We start from the raw sequence: 12753 nt of genomic DNA, 5'->3' as shown, positions 1-12753 counted from the left end.
CGCTAACCGATGAATTTGCTGAAACGTTACGCTGTGCCCGTAGCCTGCGCGGCGGCTGTCCTGGCATTGGCGGCCTGCTCGTCGTCGAAGGACGCGCGCCGCGTGCCGACGCCCCTCACCGAGTTCAAGCCCGTCCTCGACGTGCAACAGGTCTGGAAGGCGAGCGTCGGCAAGGGCGGACGCTACCTGTTCTCGCCGGTGGCCGTGGGCGACGCCGTCTACGCGGCGGGCGAGAACGGTTCGGTCGAGAAGATCGACGCGAAGACGGGCCAGACGGTGTGGCGCGGGAAGGTCGGTTCGGACCTGTCGGCCGGTGTCGGCAGCGACGGCAACCTGACCGCGGTCGGCGCGCTGAAGGGCGGCGTGTTCGTGCTCGGCCCCGACGGCAAGCTGCTGTGGAAGACCACCGTGCAGGGCGAGGTCTTCTCGCCGCCGCTGGTCGGCAACGGCCTCGTGATCGTGCGCACGATCGACGGCCAGGTGATCGCGTTCAACGCGCAGACCGGCGAGCAGAAGTGGAATTACCGCAACCGCGCGGTGCCGCTGAACCTGCGCGTGTCGGCCGGCATGACGTTCGCCGGCGATGCGGCCGTGCTGGCCGGCTTCCCCGGCGGCGGCCTGGTTGCGCTGAACCTGCAGACGGGCGAGCCGTTCTGGCAGACGCCCGTGTCGTTCCCGAAGGGGGTGACCGAGGTCGAGCGCATCAACGACGTCAGCGGTCCGCCGACGCTCGTGGGCGCGCAGGCATGCGCGGTCACGTTCCAGGGGCAGATCGGCTGCTTCGACGCGAACTCGGGCCGTCCGGTGTGGGAAAAGCCGTTCTCGAGCCGCAGCGGTCTCGCGCAGGACGATTCGGTCGTGGCCGCCGGCGACGACTGGTCGGTCGTGACCGCGTACGACGCGGCGAGCGGCAACCCGCTCTGGCGTAACGACAAGCTGAAGAGCCGCGACGTCGGCGTACCTTACCTGCTCGGCCATGCGGTCGTGATGGGCGACTACAAGGGCTTCGTGCACTTCCTGTCGCGCGAGGACGGTAGCTTCATCGCGCGGATGAAGACCGACGGCAGCGCGATCACCGCGGCGCCGGTGCTTGCCGGCAACACGCTGGTCGTGCAGACCCAGGACGGCGGCCTGTACGGGTTCCGCCCGCGCTGATACGCACGCAGCAAGCGCGAAGCGCGGCGTGGCGGAACGAGTTCCGCATGCCGCGAACGCGCGACATGAACGCGGCCGGTGTCCCCGGCCGCGCAGTATTTGAAAGGCAGTTCGTAGCGAAAGACGACGGCGCGCACCGCGCGCCCGGCGCGCGCATCCGGCGCGGCGCGAATTCGTGATATTTTCATTCAGCGCAGCCGCCCGCAGCAGCGGGCCTCCCGCTGCTGCGCACTACCGTAGAAAACACAGATGAAACCGGTCATTGCCCTCGTTGGGCGCCCCAATGTGGGGAAATCCACGCTGTTCAACCGGCTCACGCGCTCGCGCGATGCGCTCGTCGCCGACTTGCCGGGCCTCACGCGCGATCGCCATTACGGCGAAGGGCGAGTCGGTGAGCGGCCGTACCTGGTCGTCGACACCGGCGGCTTCGAACCCGTCGCGAAGGACGGCATCCTGCACGAGATGGCGCGCCAGACGCGTCAGGCGGTCGAGGAAGCCGACGTCGTCGTGTTCATCGTGGACGGGCGCAACGGCCTCGCGCCGCAGGACAAGTCGATCGCCGACTATCTGCGCAAGACCGGGCGGCCGATCTTCCTGGTCGTCAACAAGGCCGAAGGGATGAAGTACACGGCGGTCGCGACGGACTTCTACGAGCTCGGGCTCGGCGATCCGCGCGCGATCTCGGCCGCACACGGCGACGGCGTGACCGACATGATCAACGAGGCGCTGGAAGTCGCGTATGCGGGCCAGCCGGAGGAAGCGGACGACAACGATCCGTCGCGCGGCATCAAGATCGCGATCGTCGGCCGGCCGAACGTCGGCAAGTCGACGCTCGTGAACGCGCTGATCGGCGAGGATCGCGTGATCGCGTTCGACATGCCGGGCACGACGCGCGATTCGATCTACGTCGACTTCGAGCGCAACGGCAAGAAGTACACGCTGATCGATACCGCCGGGCTGCGGCGTCGCGGCAAGGTGTTCGAGGCGATCGAGAAGTTCTCGGTCGTGAAGACGCTGCAGTCGATCTCCGACGCGAACGTCGTCATTCTGCTGCTCGACGCGCAGCAGGACATTTCCGACCAGGATGCGCACATCGCGGGCTTCGTGGTCGAGCAGGGCCGCGCGCTCGTGATCGGCGTCAACAAGTGGGACGGCCTCGACGATCACGCGCGCGATCGCGCCAAAGCGGATTTGACCCGCAAGCTGAAATTCCTCGATTTCGCGAAATCGCACTACATTTCGGCCGCGAAGAAGACCGGCATCGGCGCGCTGATGCGCTCGGTCGACGACGCCTATGCCGCGGCGATGGCGAAGCTGCCGACGCCGAAGCTCACGCGCGCGCTGATCGAGGCCGTCGAGTTCCAGCAGCCGCGCCGTCGCGGCCCGGTGCGCCCGAAGCTGCGCTACGCGCACCAGGGAGGCCAGAATCCGCCGCTGATCGTGATCCACGGCAACGCGCTCGATGCGGTGACCGAGACATACAAGCGATATCTGGAAAACAGATTCCGCGAAACTTTCTCCCTGACCGGGACTCCATTGCGCATAGAGTTCCGCTCGTCGAACAATCCGTACGCGGACAAGGGCTGAACGAGCCTGCCGGGTACGCCCGGCAACGACCTGGCCGCATGGCCAGTGGCCGGGCGGGGCAGGCAAAATCAGCTATAGTGTAGCGATTGGCGCCGGATCTCTTTTTCTTCGTCGCCAATCCAGATCAACCTGCAAAAAAAGATGGAGTACGCCATGAGCAACAAAGGGCAATTGTTACAAGACCCGTTTTTGAACGCACTGCGTAAAGAGCACGTTCCTGTTTCGATCTATCTCGTCAACGGGATCAAGCTCCAAGGGAACATCGAATCCTTCGACCAGTACGTCGTGTTGCTCCGTAACACCGTGACCCAGATGGTCTACAAGCACGCCATTTCGACGGTCGTGCCGGCGCGCCCGGTGAATTTCCACCCGGACGCGGAAGCTTCGTCCTAACCTATCGCAGCGGCCGGCATCCGGTCGCCGCGAGCGACCGATGCCAGCCGCCTTATCTTGACACCCGACAATTTGATCAACGCAGCGCTCGTCGGCATCGACTTCGGCAAGACCGATTTCGAAGCCAGTCTCGAAGAACTCAGTCTTCTTGCCTCCAGCGCGGGAGCCCGTCCCGCCGTCACCCTCACCGGTCGTCGTGCCAGCCCTGATGCCAAGATGTTCATCGGCAGCGGCAAAGCCGAAGAATTGCGGCTCGCGTGCGACGCGCACAACGTCGAAATCGTCATCTTCAACCACGCACTCGCGCCCGCCCAGCAACGCAATCTGGAGCAGGCGCTGAACCGCCGCGTGGTCGATCGCACGAGCCTGATCCTCGATATCTTCGCGCAGCGCGCCCGCAGCCACGAAGGCAAGCTGCAGGTCGAGCTCGCGCAGCTGCAATATCTGTCGACCCGGCTGATTCGCGCGTGGACTCACCTGGAGCGGCAAAAAGGCGGTATCGGCCTGCGCGGCCCCGGCGAAACGCAGCTCGAAACCGACCGCCGGCTGATCGGCGAGCGGATCAAAATGCTGAAGGCGCGTCTCGACCGGCTGCGCCGGCAGCACAGCACGCAGCGTCGTCAGCGCGCGCGCAGCGGCACCATGTCGGTGTCGCTGGTCGGCTATACGAACGCGGGCAAGTCGACGCTGTTCAATGCGCTGACGAAGGCGCAGGCCTATGCGGCCGACCAGTTGTTTGCGACGCTCGATACGACGTCGCGACGCGTGTATCTGGGCGACGAGGTCGGCCAGATCGTCGTGTCCGATACGGTCGGCTTCATCCGCGAGTTGCCTCACCAACTGGTTGCCGCGTTTCGCGCGACCCTCGAGGAAACGATTCATGCGGATCTGCTGCTGCACGTGGTGGACGCGTCGAGCGCCGTGCGGCTCGAACAGATCGAGCAGGTCAACGACGTGCTGCACGAGATCGGCGCGGACACCGTGCGGCAGGTGCTGGTGTTCAACAAGATCGACGCCGTGCCCGAACTGGCCGCCCGCGGCGACGCGGTCGAGCGGGACGAGTATGGTAATATTTCGCGCGTCTTTTTGAGCGCGCGCACCGGTCAGGGTCTCGACGCGTTGCGTGCCGCCATCGCCGAGATCGCCTCCGCGGAACACCTTTCCGGCGCGACGTCAGCCGACGGCGCGCTCGACGGCGCGCCCGCTGAACCACACGAAGGCCACACGATTTCCGAACACGGGCGCTAACCGGTCCCGGCCGGTTCGCCGGCGTCTAATCTGGTGAACAAACTCTGGTGAACGAATACAACGAGCGGAGTACCTGGCGGCGGATGCGCGCCTTGCTGTCGATCAACGATCCCCGCTGGGGACGCGGCGACGGCAAAGGCAACGACGGATCCCGTCCGCGTGCCAACGAATCGAAACGTCCGCCCGGCGGCGACGGTGACGGTCCGCCCGATCTCGACGAGATGTGGCGCAACTTCAACCGGCGTCTGAGCGGCCTGTTCGGCGGCAAGGGCGGCAACGGCTTCCGGCCCGACAACGGCCGGGCTGCGCGCGTCGGCGTCGGCATCGTGATCGGCGTGCTGATCGCGGTCTATGCGGGCAGCGGGCTGTTCGTCGTGCAGGACGGCCAGACCGGCGTCGTGCTCCAGCTCGGCAAGCTGGCCGGCACGGTCGGCGAGGGCGTCCACTGGCGTGCGCCGTATCCGTTCTCGTCGCACGAAATCGTCGATACGACGCAAGTGCGCTCGATCGAGATCGGCCGCAACAACGTCGTGCGTCTCGCGAACGTCAAGGAAGCCGCGATGCTGACGCGCGATGCGGATATCGTCGACGTGCGTTTCGTCGTCCAGTACCGCGTGCGTTCGGCCACCGATTACCTGTTCCGCAGCGTCGATCCCGAGCGCAGCGTGTCGCAGGCCGCCCAGGCCGCAGTGCGCGCGATCGTCGGCACGCGCAGCGCGGCAGACATCCTGAACCAGGACCGCGATGCGCTGCGCAGCCAGCTGTCCGCCGCGATCCAGCGCGATCTCGACCGCTACCAGTCCGGGCTCGAGGTCACGGCCGTCACGATGCAAAGCGTCGCGGCGCCGGAACAGACGCAGGCCGCGTATGCCGAGGTCGCGAAGGCGCGCGACGAGCGCGAGGCCGCCAAGCGCGCCGCGCAAGCCTATACGAACGACCTGTTGCCGAAGGCGCAGGGCGATGCCGCGAAACTCGTCGACGATGCGAAGGCCTATGCCGACCGTGTCGTGACGCAGGCCGAAGGCGACGCCGACCGGTTCAAGCAGGTTTATGCGCAGTATTCGAAGGCGCCGGCCGTGATCCGCGAGCGGATGTACCTCGAAACGATGCAGGAAATCTACTCGAAGGCGACCAAGGTATTCGTCGGCAACAAGGCGGGCAGCAGCGTCGTGTACCTTCCGCTCGACAAGCTCGTCGAGCAGGGCCGGCAAAATGCCGCGAACGCCGCAGGTGCATCGAACGCGGCAGCCGGCGCAGCCGCGCCGGACACGGCGTCGGCTCCGGCCGCCGTCGCGTCGGGCGCACCGGCGAGCGGCGCTTCGGCCGCTGCCGCGCCCGCCGCGGGCAGCGACGTGCTGCGCTCGCGAGAGGCGTTCCGCAGCCGCGCGCGCGAAGACGATCTGAAGTAACGGGAGCGCAGAACATGAATCGAATCATTGCGCTCGTCGTCGCAATCGTGATCGCCGCGTTCGCGGCTTCGTCGACGGTGCTGAGCGTGGACCCGCGCCATGCGGCCGTGCTGTCCGGCCGCGACGGCGGGCAGCCGCAGCTCGCCGGCCCCGGCATCCACTTCAAGCTGCCGCCGCCGCTGCAGACGGCGACGCTGATCGACACGCGCCTGCAATCGCTCGAGTCGACGGACCCGCTGCAACTGGCCACCGAAGACAAGCACGATCTGCTCGTTGCGTATGCGCTCAAGTATCGGATCGACGATCCGATGAAGTATTTCACGGCCACCGGCGGCGACCCGACGGCCGCCACCGAACGCCTCGCCGATGCGCTGAAGGGCGCGCTCGGCGACGCCTTCGCGAAGCGCGCGCTCGACGACGCGCTCGGCGGCCAGCGCGACATCGCGAACGCGGCGCGCGACGCGGTGCGGGCAAAGGCGGCGGGCTTCGGCGTGGACGTGGTCGACGTCCAGCTGACGCGCGTCGACTTGCCGGCCGCGCAGACGGACGCCGTCTATCAGCGGATGATCGCGGCGTTGCGCGACCAGGCCGCGCGCGTGCGCGCCGAAGGCGCGGCGGATGTCGAGCAGATCAAGGCCGACGCCGAGCGCGATCAGCAGGCGGTGCTCGCGAACGCATACAAGTCGGCGCAGACGATCAAGGGCGAGGGCGATGCGAAGGCCGCGTCGATCGCCGCGGACGCGTTCGGCCGCGATCCGCAGTTCTATCAGTTTTACGCGAGCCTGCAGGCTTACCGGAACACGTTCAAGCGCAACGACGTCATCGTCGTCGATCCCGACAGCGAGTTCTTCCGCTTCATGCGCAGCCCGACGGGCGGTGCCGCCGCGCCGGCGCCCGCTCCCCGCAAACACTGACTTTTTGGGGTGCCGCGACGAGCGGCGCCGTCGCTCGCATGGATCTGGCTGGCTCGTTGTTGCTCGCGGTAGCACTGATGCTGATTATCGAGGGAGCGTTCCCTTTCGTGTTTCCCGTCGCATGGCGCGACACGTTTCGTAGAATAGCGGAGCGGCCGCCGCATCATATCCGGATCGGCGGGCTCATCGTGATGGCGCTCGGGCTCGTCCTGCTGCTGTTCGCCACCTGAACCGGACGGCGCACCGGCCGTTCGTTCCGCCCGATTTCGATTTCCCATTTCCGATTCATCTCGCGGCGCGCAAAGTCGCGCTGTTTCCCGTCGTAGGACCGTACCGATGTCGACCTGGTTACTTCCCGAGAATATCGCCGACGTACTGCCGTCGGAAGCGCGCAAGATCGAGGAGCTGCGCCGCAGGCTGCTCGACCGCTTCCGTTCTTACGGCTACGAAATGGTGATGCCGCCGCTGCTCGAGTACCTCGAGTCGCTGCTGACGAGCGGCGGCGCCGACCTGCGGCTGCGCACCTTCAAGCTGGTCGATCAGCTGTCGGGCCGCACGCTCGGTCTGCGCGCCGACATCACGCCGCAGGTCGCGCGGATCGACGCGCACCTGCTGAACCGCCAGGGCGTCACGCGCCTCTGCTACGCCGGCCACGTGATGCACACGCGCCCGCGCGGTCTGCACGCGACGCGCGAGCAGATCCAGATCGGCGCCGAAATCTACGGGCATGCGGGGCTGGAAGCCGACCTGGAGATCCAGCAGCTGATGCTCGACGCGCTGCATCTCGCGGGGCTGTCGCGGATTCGTCTGGACCTTTGCCATGCGGGCGTGCTCGCGGCGCTGCTCGCGCGCGATGCGCAGGCCGCCGCGCGCGGCGAAGCGCTGTACGACGCGCTGTCGGGCAAGGATGTGCCGCTGCTGCATGAGCTGACCGACGATCTCGGCGCCGACACGCGCGCGGCGTTGCGCGCGCTGCCGCACCTGTACGGCGACGCGAGCGTGCTCGACGAGGCGCGGGCGCGGCTGCCCGTGCTGCCGGAAATCACGCGCGCGCTGGACGATCTCGCGCAGCTCGCGGCGAGCGCGAAGGGCGTCGAAGTCGCCGTCGATCTCGCCGATCTGCGCGGCTATGCGTACCACAGCGGCGCAATGTTTACCGCTTACATCGACGGCGTGCCCAACGCGATCGCGCGCGGCGGCCGCTACGACCACGTGGGTCAGGCATACGGCCGGGCGCGCCCGGCGACGGGTTTCTCGCTCGACCTGCGCGAGCTCGCGCGGATTTCCCCGGTCGAGGCGCGCGGCACCGCGATTCTCGCGCCCTGGGCGCAGGACGATGCACTCAGCGCGGCCGTCGCCGCGCTGCGCGATGCGGGCGAGGTCGTGATCCAGGCACTGCCCGGTCACGACCACGTGCTCGACGAGTTCGCATGCGACCGTTCGCTCGTCGAACGTGCGGGCGCATGGGTGGTCGAGCCCCGTTAAACAGGCGTTCGCGGGCCGTCGTTCGGCGTGCATATCGTTGAAGCGAAACGGAAAAATTCGGAATCGCCCGCGAACATAGGTAGAATACGTTTTTAACCAGCTAACGAATCAACATGTCTGCCAGCGCAGTGAACGTGACTCCCGGGCGCAACGTCGTCGTCGTGGGAACGCAATGGGGTGATGAAGGCAAGGGCAAGATCGTCGACTGGCTGACGGACCACGCTCAGGGCGTCGTGCGTTTCCAGGGCGGTCACAACGCCGGCCACACCCTCATCATCGGCGGCAAGAAGACCATCTTGCGCCTCATTCCGTCGGGCATCATGCGTGAAGGCGTTGCCTGCTTCATCGGCAACGGCGTCGTGCTGTCCCCCGAGGCACTGTTCAAGGAAATCGGCGAGCTGGAAGAGGCCGGCGTCAACGTGCGCGACCGCCTGTTCATCTCCGAAGCGACCACGCTGATTCTGCCGTACCACATCGCGATCGACCAGGCGCGCGAAGCGCGCAAGGGCGCGGGCAAGATCGGCACGACGGGCCGCGGTATCGGCCCGGCGTACGAAGACAAGGTCGGCCGCCGCGCGCTGCGCGTGCAGGATCTGTTCGATCCGAAGACCTTCGCCGACCGTCTGCGCGAAAACCTCGATTTCCACAACTTCGTGCTGACCCAGTACCTGGGCGGCGCAGCAGTCGATTTCCAGGCCACGCTCGACACGATGCTTGGCTACGCCGATCGTCTGAAGCCGATGGTGGCCGACGTGTCGCGCCGTCTGTACGACGCGAACAACGCCGGTCAGAACCTGCTGTTCGAAGGCGCGCAGGGCACGCTGCTCGACATCGACCACGGCACCTATCCTTTCGTCACGTCGAGCAACTGCGTCGCGGGCGCGGCATCGGCCGGCGCCGGTGTCGGTCCGCAAAAGCTGAACTACATCCTCGGCATCACGAAGGCGTACTGCACGCGCGTCGGCTCGGGCCCGTTCCCGAGCGAGCTGTACGACGCCGACAACCCGCAGCGCCAGGATCAGGTCGGCATCACGCTCGCTAACGTCGGCAAGGAATTTGGTTCGGTCACCGGCCGTCCCCGCCGCACCGGCTGGCTCGACGCGGCGGCGCTGCGCCGCTCGATCCAGATCAACGGCGTGTCGGGCCTGTGCATGACGAAGCTCGACGTGCTCGACGGTCTCGACGAAGTGAAGCTGTGCGTCGGCTACAAGATCGACGGCAAGGACGCGGACATCCTGCCGCGCGGCGCAGCCGACGTCGCACGCTGCGAGCCGGTGTACGAAACGTTCGCCGGCTGGAAGGAAAGCACCGTCGGCATCAAGACGTGGGATGCGCTGCCGGCCAACGCGCGCGCCTACTTGAGCCGCGTGCAGGAAGTGGCCGGCGTGCCGGTCGACATGATTTCGACGGGGCCGGACCGCGACGAAACGATCCTGCTCCGTCATCCGTTCAAGGTGTAATTCGCAGATGACGCAGCAAATGACGATGACGGCGGCAGACTTGATGACCGATCCGCGCAACGACGACAAGAACCTCTGGGTAGGCTGGGACGAGTACCACCGCCTGATCGAGCTGCTGGCGCTCAAGGTTCACGAATCGGGCTGGAAGTTCGACCAGATCCTGTGCCTCGCGCGCGGCGGTCTGCGCGTGGGCGACCAGCTGTCGCGCATCTATGACGTGCCGCTCGCGATCCTCGCGACGAGTTCGTATCGGGAAGCTGCCGGCACCGAGCAGGGCGAGCTCGACATCGCGCAGTACATCACGATGACACGCGGCCATCTCGCGGGCAACGTGCTGCTGGTCGACGATCTCGTCGATTCCGGCGTGACGCTCGCGCGTGTGCAGGAGCATCTGAAGGAGCGCTATCCGGCCGTGACGGCCGTGCGCTCGGCCGTGCTCTGGTACAAGGGTTGCTCGAAGGTCAAGCCCGACTATCACACGCAGTACCTGCCGACGAATCCGTGGATTCATCAGCCGTTCGAGGAGTGGGACACCGTTCGTCCGCACAACCTCGAGGCATGGATCAAACGCGGTCGCGCGCAGCGCGACGGTTCGGGCGCGTAAGCGTCCGGTCGTCCGACCGACAGCCTTGCACGGCGCCGCTTGCGGCGCCGTTTTTTTGTTCGCGATTCGCCCCGCACGATCGGCACGATCGGCACCGCGGCCACGGCAGCCGGACGCCGCCGGTAGGCAGATGGCGCGGCCGCGGCTATGATGGCAGCCCTGCCACAGCTTGCGCAGGAATGCATGCGCGGCGTGACTCACGTGGTTTCAGGGCAACAAGGCAGGACGGTGTTTCAGAGGGGCGCGAGTAGAATAGCGCTCGTTTCGTCCGACCCGGACCGATTATCAAGCTTCATATGAACGACACGACCCAGGCGACCGACGCAGCCCACGCGCATTCGACGCACCAACACTCGATGCAGGCGCTCGCGATAGCGGCTATCGGCGTCGTGTTCGGCGACATCGGCACGAGCCCGCTGTATTCGCTGAAGGAGGCGTTCAGCCCCGCCCACGGCATTCCGCTGACCGAGAGCTCGATCCTCGGCGTGATCTCATTGTTGTTCTGGGCGATCGTGCTCGTGGTCGGCATCAAGTACCTGCTGTTCGTGATGCGCGCCGACAACAACGGGGAAGGCGGCGTGCTCGCGCTGATGGCGCTGTCGCTGCGGCCGCTCGACTCGAAGACGCGAGTGGCCGGCGCGCTGATGGCGCTCGGGATCTTCGGCGCATGCATGTTCTACGGCGATGCCGTGATCACACCGGCGATCTCGGTGATGTCGGCGGTCGAAGGGCTCGAGATCGCGACGCCGCATCTGTCCCACCTCGTGTTGCCGATCACGATCGTGATCCTGATCGCGCTGTTCTGGATCCAGCGCCACGGCACCGCGATGGTCGGCAAGCTGTTCGGGCCGATCATGGTGCTGTGGTTCGTCGCGATCGCGGCGCTGGGCGTCTATCACATCTCGCGCGTGCCGGGCATCGTCGCGGCGATCAACCCGTATTACGCGGCGTCGTTCATGGCCGACCATCTGCTCCAGGCATACGTGGTGCTGGGTTCGGTCGTGCTGGTGCTGACCGGCGCCGAAGCGCTGTACGCCGACATGGGCCACTTCGGTGCAAAACCGATTCGCCTGGCCGCGTACGGGCTCGTGATGCCGTCGCTGGTGCTCAACTACTTCGGCCAGGGCGCGCTGCTGATGCAGAACCCGAAGGCCATCGAGAATCCGTTCTTCCTGATGGCGCCGGAGTGGGCGCTGCTGCCGCTCGTCGTGCTGTCGACGGTCGCGACCGTCATCGCATCGCAGGCCGTGATCTCGGGTGCGTATTCGCTGACGTCGCAGGCGATCCAGCTCGGCTACGTGCCGCGCATGAAGGTGCTGCATACGTCCGAGCTGGCGATCGGTCAGATCTACGTGCCGGTCGTCAACTGGCTGCTGCTGGCGGTGATCCTCTGCATCGTGATCGGCTTCAAGAGCTCAGACAATCTCGCGGCCGCGTACGGGATCGCGGTGACGGCGACGATGGTGATCACCACCGTGCTCGCGGCCGTCGTGATGGTACGGGTGTGGAACTGGAACCGGCTGCTGGTCGGCGCGATCATCGCCGTGTTCCTCGCGGTCGACCTCGGCTTTTTCGGCGCGAACCTGCTGAAGGTCGCGCAGGGCGGCTGGCTCCCGCTCGGCATTGGCGCGCTGCTGTTCTTCCTGCTGATGACCTGGTACAAGGGCCGCCACATCGTCAAGGAGCGCACGGCTGCCGACGGCATTCCGCTCGAGCCGTTCCTGCAGGGGCTGCTCGCGCACCCGCCGCATCGTGTGTCGGGCACCGCCATCTACCTGACGGGCAACGACAAGCTCGTGCCGGTCAGCCTGCTGCACAACCTGAAGCACAACAAGGTGCTGCACGAGCGGACCATTTTCCTCACGTTCGTCACGCGCGATATTCCGTACGTGCGCGACGACAAGCGCCTCAGCTCGCGCGATGCGGGCGGCGGCCTCTATATCGTCAAGGCCGAGTACGGCTTCAACGAGACGCCGGACGTGAAGGCCGTGCTCGAGGAATTCGGCCGCACGCACGACATGACGTTCGAGCTGATGGACACGTCGTTCTTCCTCGCGCGCGAGACGGTCGTGCCGACGCATCTGCCCGGCATGTCGATCTGGCGCGAGCGCGTGTTCGCGTGGATGCACCAGAACGCGGCGAAGCCGACCGACTTCTTCTCGATTCCGGCGAACCGCGTCGTCGAGCTCGGCACCAAGATCGAGATCTAACCGGCGGCGCGTGCTGCGCTTTCGGCAATCGTGCCGTTCAGTTGAAAAACTGAACGGCATTTTTGTTTTGGCGAAGGCGCGGGGCGGCGCGTTGCGTTTTGAGCCGATGATGGCTGGGCCGCGTGGTCGTCAGGCTCGACGCCGAGCGCATCCAATCGACGACATCCGCTTCCTCCCGTTCAGCACGAGCTGACCTGTTCCACGCTGCGCGGCGTCCCGCAGCGGCTTCGCCGACATCTCGAATCGCTCATCAATGTAAAACGGCCCGATCGCAGATGCGATCGGGCC

11 protein-coding genes are annotated in these 12753 nt (G+C 66.3%); all 11 read left to right on the top strand.

Annotated features, from left to right (window positions below):
- The first annotated feature begins 9 nt into the window (after nucleotides 1-9).
- The 11 genes from bamB to C3Y15_RS01500 all read left to right on the top strand — a co-directional run bounded on the left by bamB (nucleotide 10) and on the right by C3Y15_RS01500 (nucleotide 12465).
- Nucleotides 10-1155, top strand: a complete 1146-nt coding sequence (gene bamB, locus C3Y15_RS01560) for an outer membrane protein assembly factor BamB (protein WP_011884965.1) — start codon at nucleotides 10-12, stop codon at nucleotides 1153-1155.
- A gap of 249 nt (nucleotides 1156-1404) precedes the next feature.
- A complete protein-coding gene (der, locus tag C3Y15_RS01550; protein WP_011884964.1) occupies nucleotides 1405-2742 on the top strand; it encodes a ribosome biogenesis GTPase Der in 1338 nt (445 codons plus the stop codon).
- Nucleotides 2743-2895: 153 nt separating this feature from the next.
- A complete protein-coding gene (gene hfq, locus C3Y15_RS01545; protein ID WP_006399927.1) occupies nucleotides 2896-3135 on the top strand; it encodes an RNA chaperone Hfq in 240 nt (79 codons plus the stop codon).
- A 72-nt stretch (nucleotides 3136-3207) separates the two neighbouring features.
- Nucleotides 3208-4383, top strand: a complete 1176-nt coding sequence (hflX, locus tag C3Y15_RS01540; protein ID WP_174479794.1) for a GTPase HflX — start codon at nucleotides 3208-3210, stop codon at nucleotides 4381-4383.
- A 47-nt stretch (nucleotides 4384-4430) separates the two neighbouring features.
- Nucleotides 4431-5792 (top strand): FtsH protease activity modulator HflK, encoded by a 1362-nt coding sequence (gene hflK, locus C3Y15_RS01535; protein ID WP_011884962.1) that lies wholly within the window; start codon nucleotides 4431-4433, stop codon nucleotides 5790-5792.
- A gap of 14 nt (nucleotides 5793-5806) precedes the next feature.
- Nucleotides 5807-6706, top strand: coding sequence for a protease modulator HflC (locus C3Y15_RS01530; RefSeq protein ID WP_059460792.1), 900 nt, complete (start codon nucleotides 5807-5809; stop codon nucleotides 6704-6706).
- Nucleotides 6707-6744: 38 nt separating this feature from the next.
- Nucleotides 6745-6936 (top strand): DUF2065 domain-containing protein, encoded by a 192-nt coding sequence (locus C3Y15_RS01525; protein ID WP_011884960.1) that lies wholly within the window; start codon nucleotides 6745-6747, stop codon nucleotides 6934-6936.
- A 106-nt stretch (nucleotides 6937-7042) separates the two neighbouring features.
- Nucleotides 7043-8191: an ATP phosphoribosyltransferase regulatory subunit gene (locus tag C3Y15_RS01520; RefSeq protein ID WP_011884959.1), complete on the top strand. Its 1149-nt coding sequence runs from the start codon at nucleotides 7043-7045 to the stop codon at nucleotides 8189-8191.
- 113 nt (nucleotides 8192-8304) lie between these two features.
- Entirely contained in the window at nucleotides 8305-9651 is a 1347-nt protein-coding gene (locus C3Y15_RS01515; protein WP_011884958.1) for an adenylosuccinate synthase, read from the top strand.
- Nucleotides 9652-9658: 7 nt separating this feature from the next.
- Nucleotides 9659-10255: a phosphoribosyltransferase gene (locus C3Y15_RS01510; RefSeq protein WP_014723093.1), complete on the top strand. Its 597-nt coding sequence runs from the start codon at nucleotides 9659-9661 to the stop codon at nucleotides 10253-10255.
- Nucleotides 10256-10551: 296 nt separating this feature from the next.
- On the top strand, nucleotides 10552-12465 hold the full coding sequence (locus C3Y15_RS01500; RefSeq protein ID WP_011884956.1) for a potassium transporter Kup: 1914 nt from the start codon (nucleotides 10552-10554) through the stop codon (nucleotides 12463-12465).
- Nucleotides 12466-12753: the final 288 nt, after the last annotated feature.

The sequence above is a fragment of the Burkholderia sp. B10 genome, from assembly GCF_004368385.1.
Taxonomy (GTDB): Bacteria; Pseudomonadota; Gammaproteobacteria; order Burkholderiales; family Burkholderiaceae; genus Burkholderia; species Burkholderia vietnamiensis.
This window is presented reverse-complemented; position numbering and strand designations above follow the sequence as displayed.